Genomic DNA, 18873 nt, shown 5'->3' with positions numbered 1-18873 from the left:
GCACCACTGCACGCGCGACCCGGGGTGAGAGGAACGACGGCCCCGTCCAGGCCCTCTGCGGGGCTCAGCGTCCACGCTCATCACCCCACAGCAGCGTGTGCAGGCGCGTGGTGAGGTTCCATCCCCGCTCCAGCACCGGATCGGCCAGTTCCCGGCCGCGTTCGAGCACCGCCTCGGCCGTCGTGCCCTCGGGCATGATCCAGATCGGCGCCAGCCCCAGGTCGCGCTCCAAAGCCGCCACCTCCTCCAAGTCGTCCCGGTCGGCGGCCACGAACTTGAAGACGGCCTTGCCGCTGGACATGTACCGGCGCAGGGCCTGCGGGCGGATCCGCTGCGTGTAGGGCACCGCGCTGCCCGCCAGCTTCGGGCTGACCGAGAACCTGTCGACGACGCCCATCAGGGCTTCCCCAGGGATGCGCGTGCCGTTGGTCTCCACCTCCACCCGCATCCCTTGCGCGCGGCACATGTCCATCACCCAGATCAACGCCTGCTGTTGGAGCAGCGGCTCACCGCCGGTGAAGACGACCAGGTCGGCCCCGATCGCACGGACCTTCTCCACCACTTCCATCTGGGGTGTGCGGTGGCTGTGGTTGCGCTTGTCGAATGCCTCCCAGTTCCAGGAGTAGGGGGTGTCGCACCGCATCGTGGCGGTCTCGGGGCCCTGGCTGAAGCCGCAGTCGAGGTTGCATCCGGCCAGCCGGACGAACGCGGCCCGCTGACCCAGGGAGGCCCCTTCTCCCTGGAAGGTCGGCCCGAATATCTCGCTGATGAGCAGGTCCCGCTGATCGGGAGCCTTCTCCACCTCCTTGCGCCTGTTCATGCCGCTCCTTCCGTCGCTTCGCTCTGCGGGGGTGCTTCGGACGAGTCGGGTTGGTACTCGGCCCAGGTGGACTCGGACTCCGACACCCGCACCGCTTCCAGCGCCTGCGCGCCTGGTAGGGGGAGGTTGTCCCGGCACCAGTCGAACAGGAACCTCGCCAGGTGCTCGCTGGTGGGCGGGACGGGAACGCAGTCGTTCAGGTGCCGGTGGTCCCAGCAGGAGTCCAGGAACGCCTTGACCGGGGCCAGATCAGCGAAGTCGACGATGAACCCCCGCTCGTCCAAGCCGGGAGAGGACAGGAACACGGTGACGGTGTAGTTGTGCCCGTGCAGGTGCGCGCACTTGTGCCCGGGATCCAGCTGGGGGAGCTGGTGGGAGGCGCTGAAGCCGAACTCCTTCGCGATGCGGTACACAGGCTCACCGCCCCGTCGCGATGTGGTCGGTGCTGGCATAGGTCGTGGGGTCCTGGACTCCGGCGAGGGAGAACGCCTCCTGCCGCTCCACGCACGTCCCACACCGGCCACAGTGCGCCGCCTCATGGCCGCGGTAACACGACCACGTCTCCTCGAACGGCACGCCGAGCTCGGCACCGATGGAGACGATCTGTGCCTTCGTCATGGTCAGGAACGGTGCCAGTACCTGGAACCCGGGGTCGAGGAATCCCTCGTTGGCCACACGCGCCGACTGTGCGAACGCCTCGACGAACGCCGGGCGGCAGTCCGGGTAGACGGGGTGGTCGCCGGCGTGCGCGCCGAACGCGGCAGCGGATGCGCCCCTGGACACAGCGAGAGCGACCGCCAGGTCCAGCATCAGGGCGTTGCGGTTGGGCACGACCGTGCTGGCCATCCGCTCGTCGGTGTAGTGGCCGTCCGGTACCTCCACGGAGGGGTCCGTCAAGGACGAACCCGCCAACACCGGAGTCAGGCCGGATAGGTCGACCTGCTCGAAGTCCGCGCCGAGCCGCAAGGCAGCACGCTTCGCGAAGGCCAGTTCGATGCGGTGGCGCTGACCGTAGTCGACGGTCATGAACGTGAGTTGGGATCCGCGGGCATGGAGGAGGTGGGCCAGAGTCGTGCTGTCCAGGCCGCCGGAGGCGACGAGCACGACATGGTCGGGGGGAGTATCCATCGGCAGTCCTCAGGAGTTCCGATTTCAAGGAGGTGGTTCGCGTGGATTACCGGTATCGCGGGGCTTCCTAACCAGCTCGCTTCCGGCGGCTCCGCGTACGACGTGCAGCAGAGGTGGTCACGGATCGTTGGCTCTCTCGCCTGGTCCGCCGAGGGGCTGCCGCACCCGTTCATCGTCAAGGAGCAAATGGGCCTGAGGTATCGGCGCACCGATATTATTTATCGGCGCCGCCGATGGTCTTTCATTGGCCGATATGGTATAAGCGGAATGGCTTGGTGGCTGGCGTTGGTCCTTTTTCGGACATGCGTGGCCATGGGCGTCGGTGTGTGGTTACCGTTGTTCCATGTGCCCCCACCCCTCACCCGGTAGGTCCAGGCCCACCATGGCGACGCCCCCCAGCGGTCGTTCATCAACGCCAGCGGCGGAGGCGGTGGTGTGCCGGGCGTGCGGCCGCCCGGTGGCAGGAACCGTCAGGGTCGGATGCCGGTGTATTCCGCCTGAGGTGTGGGAGGTGCCTGAGATGCGGCGGGCATGGGCGGAGCGGGACGCCGCAGCGGTGGTGCGGTTGGTGCTGTGGAACTCAGAGCTCTCACAGACGAAGTTGTCGCAGATCCTCGGTGTTTCGCAGTCCACGATCTCCGAAGCGGTTTCGGGAAAGTCGCAGATCGCCCGCCAATCCAGCCGTGACGCCGTCTTCAACGGTCTCGACATTCTTCGACCTCCGGTGTCCCCGAAGGCCACCACCGAACTCACGGTGACGCCACAGGTCATAGAACCTTTGGGAGAAGTGCAAGAGCGGCTGGAGATCGCGTCCATCGACTGGGCTCTCATCGGGCTCTTCGAGGCCCAGACACAGAACCTGCGGCTGATCGACCGCAAACTAGGAGCGCACTACCTTCTGGCCCAGAGCCAGGCCCATGTCCAGCAAATGCACGACCTGCTGCTTCACTCGCTCCCCAGCGCCGTACGGCGCGGCCTCGCCCGGGCCCTCGCCGAGGCTGCGTCCCTGACCGGATGGCAGGCCCTCGACTCCGGACGCTCCTCCACTGCCTGGCGCTACTACGAGATCGCCAAGGCCGCGGCCAGGGAGAGTGGGGACGCGACTGTCCTGGCGCACGTGAGCGCCGAACAGGTCTACGTCCTTCTGGACAGCGGGCGCGAGTATGAAGCCCTCGCCGCTCTCGGGGCTACACGCGACGTCTTGGGGGCTTCGCTGCCTGCCCTGTTGTCCTCGTGGTTGTGGGCTGCCGAAGGTGAAGTGCACGCCGCGTTGGGACGGGAATCTGAGACCCAGCGGGCCCTGGAGTGCGCTTTCGCCCTCCTCCCCTCAGAACCGCACGACCCTTCGCTGCCGTTCCTCATGCTCGACCACACCCACCTGCTCCGCTGGCGCGGCCACTGTCTGGCACGTCTCGGACATGGTGAGGCGATCGAGGACCTTACTCGCGCGCTCGACAGCATCGCCCCTTTGGAGCTCGGGCGCGCCGAGGCCGGACTGCGCACCGACCTAGCCCTGGCCTACACCGCCCACGGCGACACCACCCAGGCACGCCGGCAGGTGGAACGCGCAGCAGAGCTGTCGGACAAGTCCGGCTCCGTCCGCCAGCGAACCCGACTGGCCCGACTGCTCCCGCTGAGCTCGGCCTCAGGAGGCGAGGATGTGGAGCAGGGCGACGAGGGTACCTGAACTCTGGATGCCTCCCTCGGAGATCAGGCTGCGAACCTTGGCCAAGGGCACCCACTCGTAGACGCCCTCGTCGAACTCGGTCGGGTCCGCGACCAGTTCGGCGTCACGGCCGACGAACACGTGGTGGGGGCTGCGGACCGTGCCGATCATCGGCTCGAACGTGGCCACGTGTTCCACCGAGCCGACCCGGTGGCCGGTCTCCTCCAGAGCCTCGCGTACGGCCGTCTGCTCCGGTGTCTCCTCGGGGTCCAGGAGCCCGCCGGGTAGCTCCCACCCCCACACGTCGGGCACGAACCGGTGCCGGTAGCTCATCAGGACATGCTCATCGGACCGGTCCACGATGGCGATCACCGCGGCCGAGGGCAGGGTGACCGTGTGGTGCTCGAACCTGGATCCGGAGGGCGTGGTGATGTCCGCCTTGCCCAACCGCACCCACCGGTTGTCGTAGATGGTGCGTTCACCATGAACGGTCCAACGGCCGCTACCGTCCCCCGAACCCTCCGTACATCCCATGTACCGAACTTACGTGACCGGACATGGCATGGAAATCGGGATCAATTCCTCGGAACGGTCCCGTTGACGGGGCCAGGTCGGAGGCCATGGATAACCGTGCGGGTCACTCCACGGGTGACACGCGAGCTGAGGCTGAGTGATCCTCAGCTAAGCGCCGTTTGCTGGCACACACTCGACCAAGCGGACACGCTCCTTCGCGGGGAAGTGCGGGAACTGATCCGTGCAGCGTTTTCCGTACTCCGACGTGCGGCTTGGGCGTGGGCTTACCCGTCTCTCCCCCTCTTCCCCCTCCGGAGGACAGTAGCCCTGGGTGATCTCTCAACCACGGTGAACGCCAGTGGTTTTTCGCATCCGGACAACTTCCCTGCCTGCGCTTTGGGCTGGAAGGTAGAACAGTGCGGAATGCCTGAACACGGGTCCGTGCGCGGTCCCCGGGATGCTCCGGTGGAGTCCGCAGCCACGGCCTGGGATCCGATCAGTTCGCCGAGGAGAAGGAGTTCCCCCGCGTCAGGGGGAGGAGGAAGGCCGTCGAGGTGATGGGACCGCTCTGGCGTGTGCTGTCGGGTATGACGGCGTTGTGGAGGTCGGGTGTGGCCCACAGGTGTGTGCTCAGCGGTCGCAACGCTGCCCGTTCGGGAAGTGGATCCGTGGGGCACACCAGAGTGGCCTGGCCATGCGTCACAGCCCTCGCTTGGGGGGTGATGGTCAGGGTCGTTCCCGCCGCTGTCCGCACTTTCGCGGCTGGAAGGTCGATGTCCCACCTCTGGAGGGTGAGCAGGCTCGGATCCCAAAACAGGGAGAACCCTGCCCCATTCCGCACCTGGTAGGCGGGGCCAAACCATGCGCCCATGGTGGCGGCGAGCTCCAGCGACCTCTCCTCACCCTCCCCCTCTGGTCCGTTGCTGTGGGAGGCGACCACGAGTCCCGGCGGGCGGTTGCTCGTCCCGTACACGCTCTCGCACGCCTCCTCCATGCGCTCTGGGGTCGCGACGTCGGCTATGACCGCCATCTCCACCGTCATCGGCACCCAGCCGACATCGACCTGGGCGGTACGGGCGCCAGCCGCCCCCAGTACCTGCCGCCACACCACCTGCGCGGTGATGTCCAGGACGTCGAGGACCGCGTGCACGACATCGGGGCGCCCTGGCAGAGGCCGCCCTGCCTCCAACTGTTCGATGAGTGCCTGGCCGATGCCCACCATGTTGGCCAGGTCAGTGAGCGACCATCCGCGGTGTTCTCGCCTGGCACGGATCACCGAGCCCACGTTCACCCGCACCGATCACCCCCGAGCGTGAGCGGCTGAAGGGCGCACAGTTCTTCCACGTGCGCGCCCAGGTGCTGGCGTTGCGCGTGGGGCAGGGCGACCTCCACCACCTGGCGGGCCCGGCCGGTCTCTCCCACTGCCAGCAGGGCCCGGGTCAGAGGGGCGGAGATCCCCACGATCTGGTCCATGTCCTGGTAGTCGGTGGCCCGATCCCATGCTGCGGTGAGGTCCTTGACCGCCTTGGCATGGTCACCGACGGCGAGGGCGACCTCCCCCATCCTTCTGCGCACACGCCACACCCGCTCCTCCCACCCCACATCCCCGGCCGTCTCCAGGACCCGCAGGAACCGCTTCTGCGCCAGAGCGGCATCCCCTCGGTGCAGCGCCAGGACCCCGAGTTCCTCATGGACCTGGGCGCGGGCGGCGCGGTCCCCGGTGGAGGCGAGCAGGTGCTCGGCTTGCTGAAGAACCTGTTCGGCTTCAACGAGTTCGCCTTGGGCCTGAAGGTGTCGGGCGGTCTCCCTAAGGGAGGCGGGGGTGGGCATGAGAGGCCTCGATTCGGTGTGGGAAACGGTCAGGAGCGGGTGAGGAAGGACAGGAACCAACGGGGGAAGCCAGGATGGGGCGCACGGCCCCCGTGCGCCTCGGTGGCCGAGGTGTCCTCGCAGGGGGAGAACACGCGCTCCACGTACCCCCGGCAGGTATTGGGTGCGTGCGCTGGCCCAGGGGCATCGTCGGGGCGGGGCCAGGCGTCGCTGCGCCAAGACCGGGCGTCGACGCTCACGTGTCCCTCCTCGCGAGGTGGAAGGAGTGGTTGTGCAGCGGTCGGCCGGTGGAGGCGAGCTCGTCGATCACCGCGATCAGCCCTCGCGCCAGCTCGGGGTCGGTCAGATGTGTGGTGCCGTCAGGGGCCCCGAGCATCGTGTGGTGGTGCACGAGGATGACTCCGGAGACGTACACCTCGATCTCGGGGAGGGGGCCGGCGCGCTCCAAGGAGGCGACGTGCGCGCAGTTCGCCACACGGACCTGCTGACCGGCGTTCGCGCGGTAGGCCAGCCGTTCGCGCAGGTAGCGGGTGTAGGGGGTGGGGGTGGTGGGCGCCACCCACACCACCCGGGTGCGGTCCGCGCCGTGGGGGGCGTGCCGTGCGACACGGCGCTCGCGGTCGCGGAGCCGTTGGTGCCAGGTGTGCATGTCGGCCAACGCCTGCCCCTGCTCCCCCCGGTACCACTTCTCCCATGAGGGGGTGATGGGGGGCATGGAGGTCAGGCGCAGCAGGCACCGGGGGAGGCCGTGCTGGTCGGCGGCCTGGGTGAGGCGGGAACGGGCAGAGGAGACCTGTTTGCCCTGCAACCGCGAAGCCACGCCCGCCCGCTCCGTGTTGTGGTGGAGGAGGTCGAAGAGCGTGACGAGGCCGTCGGTGGTGCGCACCAGGTAGTCCACCAGGCTGCGGGTGAGGATGTGGGTGCGGCGTGGGCTGGGGCGCAGGGTGCCCTCGTCGATCAGCAACCCCAAGCGCCGCGGCTTCAAGCCAGTCAGCTTCACGGCGGTGGCGCGGGGGATGTCCTCACCGGCGGCGGCCAGCGCCAGAGTGCGCCCGGTCAGGGTTTCCACGAGGGCGGGCGGAGTGGTGGTCGGCAACAAGGGGGTCCTTGGGTCGTGGGGTCGTGTCGTAGGGGGTGGGTGGTGCGGTGCAGGGGTCTCCTCCCCGTGGCGCCGTGGGTGCGCCTGGGTGGGCCTCGCCCGCACCGCACCGGTCAGGGGCACAGTGCCGGGCTCCGCGCCAGGTAGGTGGCGTAGGGAGTGGCCTCCGCGCGCAGCCGGTCGGCATCACGCCGGGCTGCTGCCACCAGGGCCGGGGAGGTCAGCACCTCCACTGCCAGACCTTCGAAGTCGAAGCCGTCGAAGTCCAAGGCGAGGAGGGTGTCGTCGCACAGCACGAAGTCGTCCATCCCCTCGACCAGGGCGCGTTGCGGGCCGGTGTGCAGCAGACGCAGGACCTCCCCGGGCACCACACCGCAGGCGTGGACTCCGGCTACCCGGTGAACCGGTAGGGGGCCGCTCCACACCTCATCCACCACCACGATGCGGGTGAGGGTGCGCGAGCGCACCACCGTCCCGGGGACGGCGAGGGTCCCCGGCCGGTGAGGGGCGGGGGCCCTGGTGAGCCTGGCCCGGGGTCCGGGGCGGTGGGGGCGAGTCTGTAACCGGAACACGGCGCGCGAGGTCTGGAGCAGGTGGTGGACGCGGGGATGGTCGGGGCGCAGTCGCATGGCGGGGTTCCTGTCCGCGGGGACGAGAGAAGGGGAGGGGCGGGGCCTGGACGAAGGGCCAGGCCCGACCCTGGGAGGCGAAGGGTGGCGTGGAGGCCCGCGTCTTCCCCCTGTCCGCGGACTCTGGCGTAGGGGCCGTCCGACCGGGGAAGGCGACGGACGGCCGGTCACGAAAGGCCCTCTCAGAAGGAGTGGGGCGTGAGTGTCTGGGAGGCCGCGACCAGCTGCTCGAAGTGGGCCTCGTAGAACGGGGCGGCAGCAGGGGCCAACGCGATCAGCCCGGAGGGGCCTTCGAGGCTGACCTGCCCATCACGGAGCACGAAGCCTAGGGTCCACGGCTCGGCGGTGTCGGCGGGCAACAGCCTCAGGTCCACATGCCCCAGCCCCGCCACACGGCGCAGGTGGGCGAGCTGGGCCTCCATCACCGTCTCCTCCACCAGCCCACACACCAGAGCCAGCTCGGTGATGACGTAGGTCCGGTGGTGCCCGGCGCCGTGGAGGAGTTCCTCATGGCGCTGCATCCGCACCTCCAAAGCACGCCGCACTGTCACCGGGTCGGTGTCGTGGGCGCAGGTGGTGATCACGGCGCGGGCGTAGTCCCGGGTCTGTACCGCCCCGGGCAGGAGGGCGGGGGAGAAGGCCCGGGTGGGGCCGCAGCGTTCCCGGTCCAGGATCAGCCGCTGGGGGGACGTGGGCTTCTGGGACAGGGCGATGGTCATCACAGGGGTCTCCGTTCGGGGTGTGGTGGGTCAGCCGACGGCGCGGTGTGCGCGGTGGCGGTCGGCGCGGCTGGTGGCGTAGCGCTGGGCGGCGAGCCGGTCGCCCAGCTCGGCGGAAGTGCGGGCGGTGAGGGTGTCGAGGACGCCGTGGGTGCGGTGGGTGGCGGGGGTGCGGCGGCGGGCCGTGAACCAGATGGGTCTGGTCTCGGTGCGGTCGTAGGTGATCTCCCACCCCGGGTAGTGCGCGCGCAGGGCGAGGACCTGGTTGACGGAGGCGATGGGTCGGTGCAGGGACGCGAGCGTCGTCCCACCGCGCAGGGTCAGGGCCTCGTCGTCGTGGTGGGCCCGCACTCGTCCGGCCGTGTCGCGGGTCGGCTCCCATCCGGCCAGCCACCCCCGGTCGAGCAGGGTGGGGGAGAGCCAGGACCACATCGCCCACACCACCAGGCGGCCCGCCTCGTCGAGCCGGGTTCCCCAGGAGTCGGTGAACGCGTCGACGATGACCAGACCGCGCCCGTGTTCGGCGTCCGGGTCCGGGTCCTGTTCCTGGAGGGGGTCGACCGTCTCGCTGTGGGGGTTGGTGACTTCCACGGTGAGGGTCATCAGGCCGTCCTCGACCAGGTCGGCGCTCACGCCAACCAACCCCGGGGAGGTGGAGGTGGTTCCTTCGCGGACCGCGTTGGACACCAGCTCACTCGTCACGAGGAGTACGTCGTCGCGGACCCCAACATCGGTCTCCGGAGGAAGGAGACCGATCGCGTGTTCTCGGCCAGCGGCTACGGAAGTCGGACGGCAGCTCAGATGTATCTCATGGGTCTGGTGCGGGGAGACGAACACAGGTCACCTCTGAAGTCGGAAGCCACGGTCCGCGATGCCGTTTCCGTAACGGCAAGTGCGGACACCCGCTCACAAGCGGTGGTGCACGGCCGAGTCGTAGGGGCGCAGCCGTCGAGGAAGCCCCGAAACCACCTCACAGAGAGGGGGCTTCCCTGTACGCTCTGATTCTCAACAACCAACATCGTCAACGCAACCCCTGCGTACGAAAATTTCCAATATAGAGTTTTCGTCGTTTGGTTCTTCGTGGGTGCATGCGTCAAACTTGGGACGCCGTCACCACCACCCAGGAGGAACCCCCGTGCCGCCACGCGTAGGAATCATCCGAAGAACCCTCTCCCGGGTCATGCGTGAAGCTCGGCGGACCAAGGGCATCCAAGGAACGACGGCAGCCGCCCAGATGGGGTTCTCCGCAGGGACTCTGAGCAAGTACGAGCGCTCCGAACACCCATGGCCGCCGCCCGTGGTCTACGCGCTCGCGGACATGTATGGCATGGACCCGGCCGATCGTGATCGCCTGGTGGAGCTGGCCAAGGAGCGCGACCTCGACCGCTGGTGGCCAAGCGTCCCTGACTGGTTCGCGCCCTACCTGGGAGCGGAGTCCGAGGCGGAGGCGGTCTACAACTACGACGACGGTCTGATCCCAGGGCTGGCGCAGACACCCGAGTACGCGCGGGCGCTCATCGAGGCCATGCCCAACGGCCATGACCCCCAACAGATCAACGACCACGTCACCGCGCGAGTGCGCCGCCAGCGACGTCTCACCGAGGATCACCCACTCCAGGTGACCGCTGTCTTCAACGAATCAGCTCTGCACCGCGAGGTCGGTGGAGTTGAAGTGATGCGCGAACAGCTCGCGCACCTGCTGGAAGTGTCCCGGCTTCCGAACGTGGATCTGCGCTGTCTCCCCTTCAACGCAGGAGCCCACGCCGGAACCGAGGGGAACTTCGTCATCCTGCGTTTCCCCGTGATCATCGACGACGTGGTCTCAGGGGACGCCGTCTACATCGAGTACGCCCGCGGAGGACTCTTCTTGGAGCGCCCTGTGGACACCGAGCACTACCACGGGCTGTTCGAGAAGATCCAACAGAGGGCCCTGGGCCCAGAGCAGACTCGTCAGCTTGTCCAGCACCTGCTGGACGATAAGTACGGCAGTTAGGGAGAGAGCACATTGGATACATGGGTGAACTGGCGCAAGTCGACCTACAGCGGTGGGTCGGGTGGCCAGTGCGCAGAGATCGGACAGCGCCCTGACGGCTCGGCAGTCGCGATACGCGACACCAAGACCCCGGACCAGGAGCACCTGCCTTTCTCCCGCTCAGAGTGGAACGCGATGCTGGGTGCTGTGAAGGGACACTGAGGCGTTGCCGTCCCCGCCGGCCGAATCGGCGGGGGCGGCAACGGTCCCAGCATGCACGAACGTGGTGTCACGCCACATCGAACCATCCCCGCCTGGGGTGGACGATCGTGATGGAACCCCCGACTTCATGACCACCCCCCGTGGCACGTCGTCTCCAGCGACGAACGGCCCCTTCGTCGAATAGGTAGCCATGCCCGATGACGCGACCGAGGTCCTTTGTGGGTCGTGCGGCCGACCACGCAGAACGGGCGGACGGCACCAGTGCCGGTGCATCCCGCCTGAGGTGTGGGAACTGCCTGAGATGCGGCAGGCGTGGGCGGAGCGGGACGCCTCCGCCGTCATCCGCCTGGTGCGGTGGAACACCGACCTGTCCCAGACCGCTCTGTCACGGATGACCGGCCTGGCGCAGTCCACCATCTCCGACATCATCTCGGGCAAGATCGAACTCAAGCACCACGACCGCATCGCTCAGGCACTCGACGGGCTCGGGGGACCACCCACCCCTACGGGAACCTCCTCTCAACCAGCCCCCGTTGCTCCAGTCAACGTGGACTCCTTCCTCCCCACCCGTGACCTCGCCGCGCAACTCCACGTCGGCCACGGGCGACGCATCTCCCACACCACCGTCGAGCGGCTCGCGCAACGTGTCCACGCACTGCGGCTGGCCGACGATGTGATCGCCGGGAACGATCTCCTCGCCCCCGCTCTGAGAGAGTTGTCCACCGCCACCACCCTGCTCGACACCAGCACCCACACCGACACCGTGGGGCGAGAACTGCGCACCGCAGTCGGAGAACTGGCCCAGATCACCGGCTGGATCGCCTCCGACGCCGGACAACACGAACGCGCCGAACGCGTCTACCGCCTCGGCCTGCGAGCCGCACGCGAGGCCCAAGACACCACCCTGGCCGCACAGCTCGCCGGCTCCCTCGCCTACCAACTCACCAACACCGGCGCCGAAGACCGTGGGGTCGAACTGGCGCAAGCGGCCATCGAGGAAGCCGGACCCACCGCCCCGGCCAGAGCCCGCGCCCTGTACTGGGACCGTCTCGCCTGGGCACACGCCAAGAGGGCCGATATCCGCTCAGCGGTCCGGGCCCTGGCGCAGGCCTCAGAGGCTCTGTCTCAACACGACTCGGGACGAGCCGAGCCGGAGTGGCTGTACTGGGTAGACGAAGGAGAACTCCAGATCATGGAGGCCCGGGTCCACACCGAACTCCACCGGCCCCTGCGGGCTGTGCCCCTGCTCGAACAGGTCCTGGAGCGGTATGACTCCACCCACGGTCGAGAGATGGCGCTGTACCTGTCCTGGTTGGCGGTGGCCTACGCCGACGCCAACGAACCCGAGGAGGCGGCACGGGTGGCGGCAAGGATGATCGCGCACGCCCGCGGGCTGGGCAGTGATCGCACGGCGGAGCGCGAACGTGTGGTGCGATCGGTGTTGCAGAGCTTTCGTGACGTTCCTGAAGTTCGCGACGTCCTCGAACGAGCATGAGTACGGCAGATAGGGAGAGCACGTCGGATGCAGGGGTGGACTGGAAGAAGTCGTCCTACAGCGGCAGCTCCGGCGGCAACTGCGTGGAGACCCGGGAGGGGAAGAGGTGTGCCGTACGTGATACCGCCTATCGATCCTTGGGTGCGTTAGAAGTTTCCGGAGGCGAGTGGAACGCTGTCCTTGTCTCCCTGAAGAAGCGCTGAGACGGTGCTGTCCCCGTCAGCCGAATCGGCGGGGACGGCACCTCTGTCAGCATGCACGAACACCCTGACAGTGACGCTGCTTGGTTGTCTCGCACCACGGTGAACTGTCGCCCGCTCCACGCCATCGCGCCGATCACACAGGACGCCCCTGGATATGTGAGGGGAAGGTTCAGGTCTTCCTTCGCCGATCGCGCGCCCTCACGCCCGTCCCTCCACGCTCATGGCCGCCGTGAGGCGGTGAACCATCGTCACCAGCCCAGCACCGTCGCTGAGGTCGTCGATGCCATGCTCGAACAGACCCGCAGTGTCCAGCAGCGACTACGCGCCCTGCCCTGCAGAGTCGGCGTCTACTTCCTCCTGGCCATGTGCCTGTTCCCCGAAGTCGGATACAAACTGGTCTGGGACAAGATGACCACCGCCCTGACCGGCATACCCCTCGTCTCACCCACAGCCAAGGCGCTGCGTGACCTGCGCCGCAGAGTGGGCATCGCCCCCATGCGGGCGCTCTTCGACGTACTCTCCGGCCCCCTGGCCCGGCCCAGCACCCTGGGAGTACGGTTCAGCCCCTACCGGACGGTCTCCTTCGACGGGTGCTCCTCGCTGAAGGCCCCTGACACCGAACGCAACCGGGCCCGCTTCGGCGCCTCGGACCGCAACGGCTACCCCATGCTCGAACTCGTGACACTCGTGGAGACCGGGACCCGAGCCCTGATCGGCGCGGTCTTTGGCCCCACGGCCGAGGGAGAGACCAGCTACGCCCGGCGGCTGCTGCACCTGCTGGATCCGGGCATGCTCGTGCTCTGGGACAAGGGGTTCGACGGCAACGACTTCCTCGCCGACGTCACCAGCACCGGGGCCCAGGTCTTGGGCAGGCTGCGTTCCAACCGGCGCACACCGGCCCTGTCCCGCCTGCGCGACGGCTCCTACCTGTCGGTGATCGGGAGGGTCCGGGTCCGCGTCATCGACGCCCGGGTGAGGGTGACCTGTGATGACGGGACCGAGTTCGCTTCCTCCTATCGGCTGGTCACAACGTTGACCGACCCGCGCCGCTACCCGGCTCCCGCCCTGATCGGCCTCTATCACCAGCGGTGGGAGCACGAATCGGCCTACTACGCGCTGCGGCACACGCTCATGGGCGGCCGGATCCTGCGCTCAGGCGACCCGGTGGGGGTGGAGCAGGAAATGTGGGCGCTACTGGTGCTCTACCAGGCGTTGCGCACGCAGATGGTCGATGCCGCCCAGTCGCGTCCCAGGACGGATCCGGACCGGTGCTCCTTCACCATCGCTCTCCAGGCGGCACGCGAGCACGTGGTCCAGGCCGTCGGCGTCATCAGCGTGGCCGCTGACCTGGTCGGTCCCATCGGGCGCCGGGTCCTGGCCGCTCTGTTGCCCGCTCGGCGGCTGCGGGTCAGCACCCGTAAGGTCAAGTCACCGATCTCCCGCTACGGCGAGCGACAAGACGACGGACGGCCTGACCGGAGCCGCGCAGTCATCGGTCTGGGCATCGAGGTGTGCGAGCCCGTCTTCTGCGAGCCCGCGCTACCCGCCGCCTCGCGGGACGAGAGACACTCGGTTCGGGCCGAGCGGCGTCGCGGAGTCGTTCAACGCCAGCCTCAAGCGCGAGACGTTGGACGGGAGGGGGCTGAAGCGGTGGCCGAGTGTTCAGGTGGCCCGTCTGGCGGTGTCCTCCTGGATTGGCCGGTACAACACCCGTAGACGGCACTCAGCGAACGGCCAGCTCAGCCCGCTTGTCTACGAGCAGCGAGCGGTTAGCCTGGAGCTCGCTGCCTGATCATCAGGTGTCCACACTCCAGGGGGAATGCCCCCCATCGATCCGCTGCTGGGACAGACGATTGAGGCGTGGCAGAATGCTCGTCCTGAGCAGCCGACCATGCTGGACCGCAAGACCTCCGAACAGGTGCACTTTCTGTTCGCGTACCGTGCCAAAGCTGTGGCCAAGACCTACATCAATTCCACCATCATCCCCTTGCTCTGCCGCAAGGCCGGCGTGCCAGCCGCCGATGTGCGCGGCAACATCACCAGCCACCGCGCCCGCTCCACGATCGCCTCCCAGCTCTACAACGCCAAGGAACCCATGACGTTGTTCGAACTCCAGGCGTGGCTGGGACACCGGTCGGTCGACACCACCCAGCACTACGCCAACATCACTCCGAACACGCTGGCCAGGGCCTACCGAGACGCCGGCTACTTCGAGCGCAACGTCCGCACCATCGAAGTCCTGGTCGACCGGGACGCCGTCACCTCCGGCGCGGCCGCTGCCGGGCAACCGTGGCAGTACTACGATCTCGGCCACGGCCTGTGCACCTACACGTTCTTCGAGCAGTGCCCCCACCGCATGGCCTGCGCGAAGTGCGACTTCTACACCCCGAAGGACTCGTCGAGGGGGCAGCTCCTGGAAGCGAAGGAGAATCTCCAGCGCATGGTTGCCTCGATCCCGTTGAGTGAGGACGAACGCGCAGCTGTGGACGAGGGGCAAGCTGCACTCGACAACCTGCTCAATCGACTCACGGACGTTCCAACGCCCTCAGGCTCGACTCCCCGCGAAATCGGCCTTCCTGGGGCAGCGACGCTCCTGCCGATCGTTCAGATCACCCGGACTGGAAAGCAGTCTCATGCTGGCGAGCATCCATGCGCGGCCAACCTCGACCCGCCGGTACAGCAGAACGACGGCACCTGACACTCGGATGCGGCCCGTATTGGCCAAGGTGGACGTCGTAGCGTGCCCGGTTCGAGGTCCACGCCACCAACGTGGGGGCTCGAGCCCCCACCCTGAACGAGGTCGCCTTCACCGTCATGGACCTGGCCGCCGACGAGAGTGGTCAGGCACACGGGTAAGGCATCGGAGCGGTCAACCCTTCACTGGCGAGAAGGTCCCGCCTCGCAGTGCGTGGGTTGCCGCGTTGCTGGGTGAGCCTGCGATTACGAGGGGAAGAGCAACCTGCTGTGAGCTGAGTCGCGGTGCGGCAACGCGACTGTGGGTGACGGCCGGGCGAACACCAGGCGTACATCCGATGGAGACAGTTGACCTCATGAGGTAGCTCAGTGACTATTGAGTCAATGAACACTGAGCTTCCGCTAGAGCGGCGGGCCGCGCTCCACGCCGCCTTGGCCGATCCCGCCCGCCTGGCCATCACCGACACCCTGTGCACCGGGGACGCCTCGCCCTCGGAGCTGGGCGAGCGGTTGGGGATGCGGTCCAACCTCATTGCTCACCACCTACGGGTGTTGGCCGAGGCCGACGTCATCATCCGCACCCGCTCTGAGGCCGACCACCGCCGTGTCTACATCCGCCTCCTCCCTGAGGCGCTCACCGCCTTGGCCCCGGCCGCTCTGCTGCGGGCTCCGCGTGTGGTGTTCGTGTGCACCCACAACACGGCCCGCTCCCAGTTGGCCGCCGCCCTGTGGCAGCACCGCAGCCCCGTTCCCGCTGTCTCGGCCGGGACCCGCCCCGGACCACGCGTACACGAGGGCGCGGTCGTTGCCGCCCATCGTCACGGCCTGGACCTGAAGGCCGACCGCACCGCCCACGTTCACGACGTACTCCGCGAGGACGACCTGGTGGTGGCGGTCTGCGACAGCGCTCACGAGGAGCTGCCCCGCACCCACACCCGGCTGCACTGGTCGGTCCCCGACCCGGTGCCCACCGGCACCGAGGAGGCGTTCGAGGACGCCTTCGCCCAGATCAGCGACCGCGTCGAGCGGCTCGCGCCCGCCGTCCATCCGGAAGGAACGCCATGACCGCCCAGTCCCGCCAGTTCACCGTCGACCAGCAGTACGCCTTGGGGGTAGCCTCCAACAACCTCGCCGAGGAGTTCGCGGGGGTGTTCAACACCGAGACCATCGAACGGTTCCTGCACTCCAGCTACGACCAGTTCGCGGCCCGGGCCACCATCGCCCAGTTCCTGCCGCTGCTGGCCGAGCGCTTCGCCCGCCAGCGCCTGAGCGCCGTGGCGCGGATCGAGCACAAGGTGGACGACGGCCGCCCCGTCGTGCTGTTTTTGTGCACGCACAACGCCGGGCGCAGCCAGATGGCGCTGGGCTTCTTCCAACACCTGGCCGGGGAGCGGGCGATCGCCTGGTCGGGAGGGTCTGAGCCGGGCCAGGAGGTCAACCCGGTCGCGGTGAAGGCCATGGACGAGATCGGCATCAACATCTCCACCGAGTTCCCCAAGCCCTGGACCGATGAGGTGGTGCGTGCCGCCGACGTGGTGGTGAGCATGGGCTGCGGGGACGCCTGCCCAATCTTCCCGGGCAAGCGCTACCAGGAGTGGACCCTGGCCGACCCCGAAGGCCAGGACCTGGCCGCCGTGCGGTCGATCCGCGACGAGGTCGAGGAGCGGGTTCGCGCCCTGCTGGCCGAGCTGGAGATCACCGTGTGAACACGACGGCGGGGTCCGTCCGGCGCATCGGGCCGGGCGGACCCCGCTCAGGGAAAGGATCGACGCGTTATCGCCGTTCGGGGGCGAACCGCTTGCGCCAGGCCAGGGAGACATAGACCAGGGCGATGAGGACCGGCACCTCGATCAGCGGTCCGACGACCCCGGCCAGGGCCTGGCCCGAGGTGACACCGAACGTGGCGATGGCCACGGCGATGGCCAGTTCGAAGTTGTTGCCCGCCGCCGTGAAGGCCAGCGTGGTGGTGCGGTCGTAGTCCATCCCGATCGCCTTGCCCAGCGCGAAGGTGCCGAACCACATGATGGCGAAGTAGGCCAGCAGCGGGATCGCGATGCGCACCACGTCCAGGGGCTGGCTGGTGATGGTCTCGCCCTGGAGGGCGAACAGCAGCACGATGGTGAACAGCAGCCCGTACAGCGCCCAGGGGCCGATCTTGGGCAGGAACGCCGACTCGTAGCGCTCCCGACCCATCTTCTTCTCACCGAGCGTGCGGGTCAGGAAGCCGGCCGCCAGCGGGATGCCGAGGAAGATCACGACGTTGAGCGCGATCATCCACGGGGAGACGTCGATGCCGCCGGTGTCCAGACCCAGCCACCCGGGGAGCACGTCGAGGTAGAACCAGCCCAGCGCGCCGAAGACCAGCACCTGGAAGATCGAGTTCAGGGCCACCAGGACGGCGGCGGCCTCGCGGTGCCCGCAGGCCAGGTCGTTCCAGATGATGACCATGGCGATGCACCGGGCCAGGCCGACGATGATCAGTCCGGTGCGGTACTCGGGCAGGTCGGCCAGGAAGATCCACGCCAGCGCGAACATCACCGCCGGTCCGACCACCCAGTTGATGACCAAGGAGGAGATGAGCAGGCGGCGGTCGCGGGTGACGGTGTCCAGGCGGTCGTAGCGCACCTTGGCCAGCACCGGGTACATCATGATCAGCAGGCCCAGAGCGATGGGCAGGGAGATCCCGCCGACCTCCATGGAGGCCAGCACCCCGTTCAGGCCGGGGGCCAGGCGCCCCAGCCCCAGGCCGATGGCCATGGCGAGCAGGATCCACACCGCCAGGAACCGGTCGAGGATGGAGAGCTTGGCTACGACGGAGCCGGAGGCGGTGGTCGACGTGTCTGCGCGGGTCATGGGCAGGCCCTCTTGGTGTCGGTGGCGATGGTTTGGCGGGCGGTGGCGGCGAGGTCGCCCAGGGCCCCGGCGAGCGTCTCCAGGGCCTCGGGGCGGAGCCGGTAGTAGGTGTAGCGCCCGCAGGGCTCGGTCTCGACCACACCGGTCTCGCGCAAAATGCGCAAGTGGTTGGACAGGTTGGTCTGCCTCGCGCCGGTCTCCTCGACCAGGTGCGTGGTACAGAGGGTCTCGTGGGCGAGCAGGGAGACGATACGCAGGCGCAGCGGGTCTCCCAACACCCTGATTAAATCAGTTTTTACTGATGTCAGCATGTACTGATGATGTCATATCATTCGAGGCTGATGCGAATCATTCACTGACCTGGACCGACGACCAGGTTAGATCCGGAGAAGAAAGTGGGATCCCCATGGCCGACACCCCGTCCGTGCTCTTCGTTTGCGTCCACAACGCGGGCCGCTCCCAGATGGCCGCCGCCTGGCTACGGCACCTGGCCGGCGACCGGGTGGAGGTGCGCTCGGCGGGTTCGGCGCCCGCGGAGACCGTCAACCCCGCCGTCGTGGCGGCCATGGACGAGGTCGGCATCGACATCACCGACCAGAGCCCCAAAATCCTGACCACCGACGCCGTCGAGGCCTTGGACGTGTGCATCACCATGGGCTGCGGCGACGTGTGCCCGGTCTTCCCCGGCAAGCGCTACCTCGACTGGACCCTGCCCGACCCCGCGGGCCAGGGCGTGGAAGCAGTCCGCCCCATCCGCGACGACATCGAGCAGCGCGTGCGCACGCTCCTGCGGGAGTTGGGGGTCACTGTTTGAATCCCATCCGACCACTCTCCGGAGTGAGTACCGAGTGGACGTCCTTAGGTGATTCCAGACCTCGCCCATTGCTGGCGCCGCCGCCTCGATCCCCCCTCTCTGAGAGCCAAAACACACGGCACACCTCCTGCCCACCGCAATCACCGCCTCGGTTTCCGCCTGCTGAACGGGTAGATCGGCGCCTGTGGCGGGCCACGGTGGGTATCCGGTGAGAAC

22 protein-coding genes and 1 pseudogene are annotated in these 18873 nt (G+C 68.0%); 11 read left to right on the top strand and 12 right to left on the bottom strand.

Annotated features, from left to right (window positions below):
• Positions 1–64: 64 nt before the first annotated feature.
• Genes HGB44_RS02935 through queC form a run of 3 tightly spaced genes read right to left on the bottom strand, consistent with a single transcriptional unit; the run spans position 65 to position 1948 of the window.
• Positions 65–820 (bottom strand): 7-carboxy-7-deazaguanine synthase QueE, encoded by a 756-nt coding sequence (locus HGB44_RS02935; protein ID WP_061080761.1) that lies wholly within the window; start codon positions 818–820, stop codon positions 65–67.
• Complete coding sequence (locus HGB44_RS02930) at positions 817–1233, bottom strand: 6-pyruvoyl trahydropterin synthase family protein (RefSeq protein ID WP_061080760.1); 417 nt, start codon at positions 1231–1233, stop codon at positions 817–819. Before HGB44_RS02930 ends, HGB44_RS02935 begins: the two co-directional genes overlap by 4 nt.
• Positions 1234–1237: 4 nt before the next feature.
• Positions 1238–1948 (bottom strand): 7-cyano-7-deazaguanine synthase QueC, encoded by a 711-nt coding sequence (gene queC / locus HGB44_RS02925; protein WP_061080759.1) that lies wholly within the window; start codon positions 1946–1948, stop codon positions 1238–1240.
• Between the two features lie 520 nt (positions 1949–2468).
• Here queC and HGB44_RS02920 point away from each other — a divergent pair.
• Positions 2469–3635 carry a tetratricopeptide repeat protein gene (locus HGB44_RS02920; RefSeq protein ID WP_210751133.1) on the top strand — a complete coding sequence of 389 codons (1167 nt, stop codon included), beginning with the start codon at positions 2469–2471 and terminating at the stop codon, positions 3633–3635.
• On the opposite strand, the gene HGB44_RS02915 is transcribed toward HGB44_RS02920, so the two are convergent.
• The 7 genes from HGB44_RS02915 to HGB44_RS02885 form a co-directional block, all read right to left on the bottom strand.
• A complete protein-coding gene (locus HGB44_RS02915) occupies positions 3594–4148 on the bottom strand; it encodes an NUDIX hydrolase (protein WP_061080757.1) in 555 nt (184 codons plus the stop codon). The two genes, HGB44_RS02920 and HGB44_RS02915, sit on opposite strands and share 42 nt — an antisense overlap.
• A gap of 475 nt (positions 4149–4623) precedes the next feature.
• Positions 4624–5403: a helix-turn-helix domain-containing protein gene (locus HGB44_RS02910; RefSeq protein WP_231972439.1), complete on the bottom strand. Its 780-nt coding sequence runs from the start codon at positions 5401–5403 to the stop codon at positions 4624–4626.
• Between the two features lie 11 nt (positions 5404–5414).
• A complete protein-coding gene (locus HGB44_RS02905; RefSeq protein WP_231972438.1) occupies positions 5415–5957 on the bottom strand; it encodes a tetratricopeptide repeat protein in 543 nt (180 codons plus the stop codon).
• A gap of 235 nt (positions 5958–6192) precedes the next feature.
• Positions 6193–7053, bottom strand: a complete 861-nt coding sequence (locus HGB44_RS02900) for a DUF6879 family protein (RefSeq protein ID WP_061080755.1) — start codon at positions 7051–7053, stop codon at positions 6193–6195.
• A gap of 116 nt (positions 7054–7169) precedes the next feature.
• On the bottom strand, positions 7170–7685 hold the full coding sequence (locus HGB44_RS02895; RefSeq protein ID WP_061080754.1) for a DUF6879 family protein: 516 nt from the start codon (positions 7683–7685) through the stop codon (positions 7170–7172).
• 182 nt (positions 7686–7867) lie between these two features.
• Positions 7868–8404: a Scr1 family TA system antitoxin-like transcriptional regulator gene (locus tag HGB44_RS02890; protein ID WP_210751116.1), complete on the bottom strand. Its 537-nt coding sequence runs from the start codon at positions 8402–8404 to the stop codon at positions 7868–7870.
• Between the two features lie 30 nt (positions 8405–8434).
• Entirely contained in the window at positions 8435–9160 is a 726-nt protein-coding gene (locus HGB44_RS02885) for an ATP-binding protein (RefSeq protein ID WP_082768379.1), read from the bottom strand.
• Between the two features lie 379 nt (positions 9161–9539).
• Between HGB44_RS02885 and HGB44_RS02880 the strand changes: the two genes are divergently transcribed.
• The 9 genes and pseudogenes from HGB44_RS02880 to HGB44_RS31735 all read left to right on the top strand — a co-directional run bounded on the left by HGB44_RS02880 (position 9540) and on the right by HGB44_RS31735 (position 16696).
• Entirely contained in the window at positions 9540–10397 is an 858-nt protein-coding gene (locus HGB44_RS02880; RefSeq protein WP_168443914.1) for a helix-turn-helix domain-containing protein, read from the top strand.
• Between the two features lie 24 nt (positions 10398–10421).
• The gene (locus tag HGB44_RS02875; RefSeq protein WP_017562608.1) at positions 10422–10598 is read left to right on the top strand and encodes a DUF397 domain-containing protein; all 177 of its coding nucleotides are present in this window, start codon (positions 10422–10424) and stop codon (positions 10596–10598) included.
• A 301-nt stretch (positions 10599–10899) separates the two neighbouring features.
• A complete protein-coding gene (locus HGB44_RS31750; RefSeq protein WP_061080750.1) occupies positions 10900–12093 on the top strand; it encodes a helix-turn-helix domain-containing protein in 1194 nt (397 codons plus the stop codon).
• Positions 12090–12296 carry a DUF397 domain-containing protein gene (locus tag HGB44_RS02865; protein WP_082768374.1) on the top strand — a complete coding sequence of 69 codons (207 nt, stop codon included), beginning with the start codon at positions 12090–12092 and terminating at the stop codon, positions 12294–12296. Before HGB44_RS31750 ends, HGB44_RS02865 begins: the two co-directional genes overlap by 4 nt.
• A gap of 51 nt (positions 12297–12347) precedes the next feature.
• Positions 12348–13511, top strand: a pseudogene (locus tag HGB44_RS31745) (IS4 family transposase); the annotation flags it as partial.
• A 16-nt stretch (positions 13512–13527) separates the two neighbouring features.
• A complete protein-coding gene (locus tag HGB44_RS32815) occupies positions 13528–14088 on the top strand; it encodes an integrase core domain-containing protein (protein ID WP_394327813.1) in 561 nt (186 codons plus the stop codon).
• 27 nt (positions 14089–14115) lie between these two features.
• On the top strand, positions 14116–14994 hold the full coding sequence (locus HGB44_RS02855; RefSeq protein ID WP_210751114.1) for a tyrosine-type recombinase/integrase: 879 nt from the start codon (positions 14116–14118) through the stop codon (positions 14992–14994).
• 380 nt (positions 14995–15374) lie between these two features.
• Positions 15375–16055 carry an arsenate reductase/protein-tyrosine-phosphatase family protein gene (locus HGB44_RS02850; RefSeq protein WP_061080749.1) on the top strand — a complete coding sequence of 227 codons (681 nt, stop codon included), beginning with the start codon at positions 15375–15377 and terminating at the stop codon, positions 16053–16055.
• Positions 16052–16696, top strand: a complete 645-nt coding sequence (locus HGB44_RS31735) for an arsenate reductase ArsC (protein WP_061080748.1) — start codon at positions 16052–16054, stop codon at positions 16694–16696. The genes HGB44_RS02850 and HGB44_RS31735 overlap by 4 nt, the downstream gene beginning before the upstream one ends.
• A 67-nt stretch (positions 16697–16763) precedes the next feature.
• On the opposite strand, the gene arsB is transcribed toward HGB44_RS31735, so the two are convergent.
• Positions 16764–17843 (bottom strand): ACR3 family arsenite efflux transporter, encoded by a 1080-nt coding sequence (arsB, locus tag HGB44_RS02840; protein ID WP_061080747.1) that lies wholly within the window; start codon positions 17841–17843, stop codon positions 16764–16766.
• Positions 17840–18154: an ArsR/SmtB family transcription factor gene (locus HGB44_RS02835; protein WP_061080746.1), complete on the bottom strand. Its 315-nt coding sequence runs from the start codon at positions 18152–18154 to the stop codon at positions 17840–17842. Before HGB44_RS02835 ends, arsB begins: the two co-directional genes overlap by 4 nt.
• 95 nt (positions 18155–18249) lie before the next feature.
• Between HGB44_RS02835 and HGB44_RS02830 the strand changes: the two genes are divergently transcribed.
• Positions 18250–18657: an arsenate reductase ArsC gene (locus tag HGB44_RS02830; RefSeq protein WP_061080745.1), complete on the top strand. Its 408-nt coding sequence runs from the start codon at positions 18250–18252 to the stop codon at positions 18655–18657.
• Positions 18658–18873: the final 216 nt, after the last annotated feature.

The organism is Nocardiopsis alborubida (genome assembly GCF_012396365.1).
Classification (GTDB): Bacteria; Actinomycetota; Actinomycetes; order Streptosporangiales; family Streptosporangiaceae; genus Nocardiopsis; species Nocardiopsis alborubida.
The sequence above is the reverse complement of the archived record's forward strand: the minus strand, read 5'-3'. Positions and strand labels throughout refer to the sequence as shown.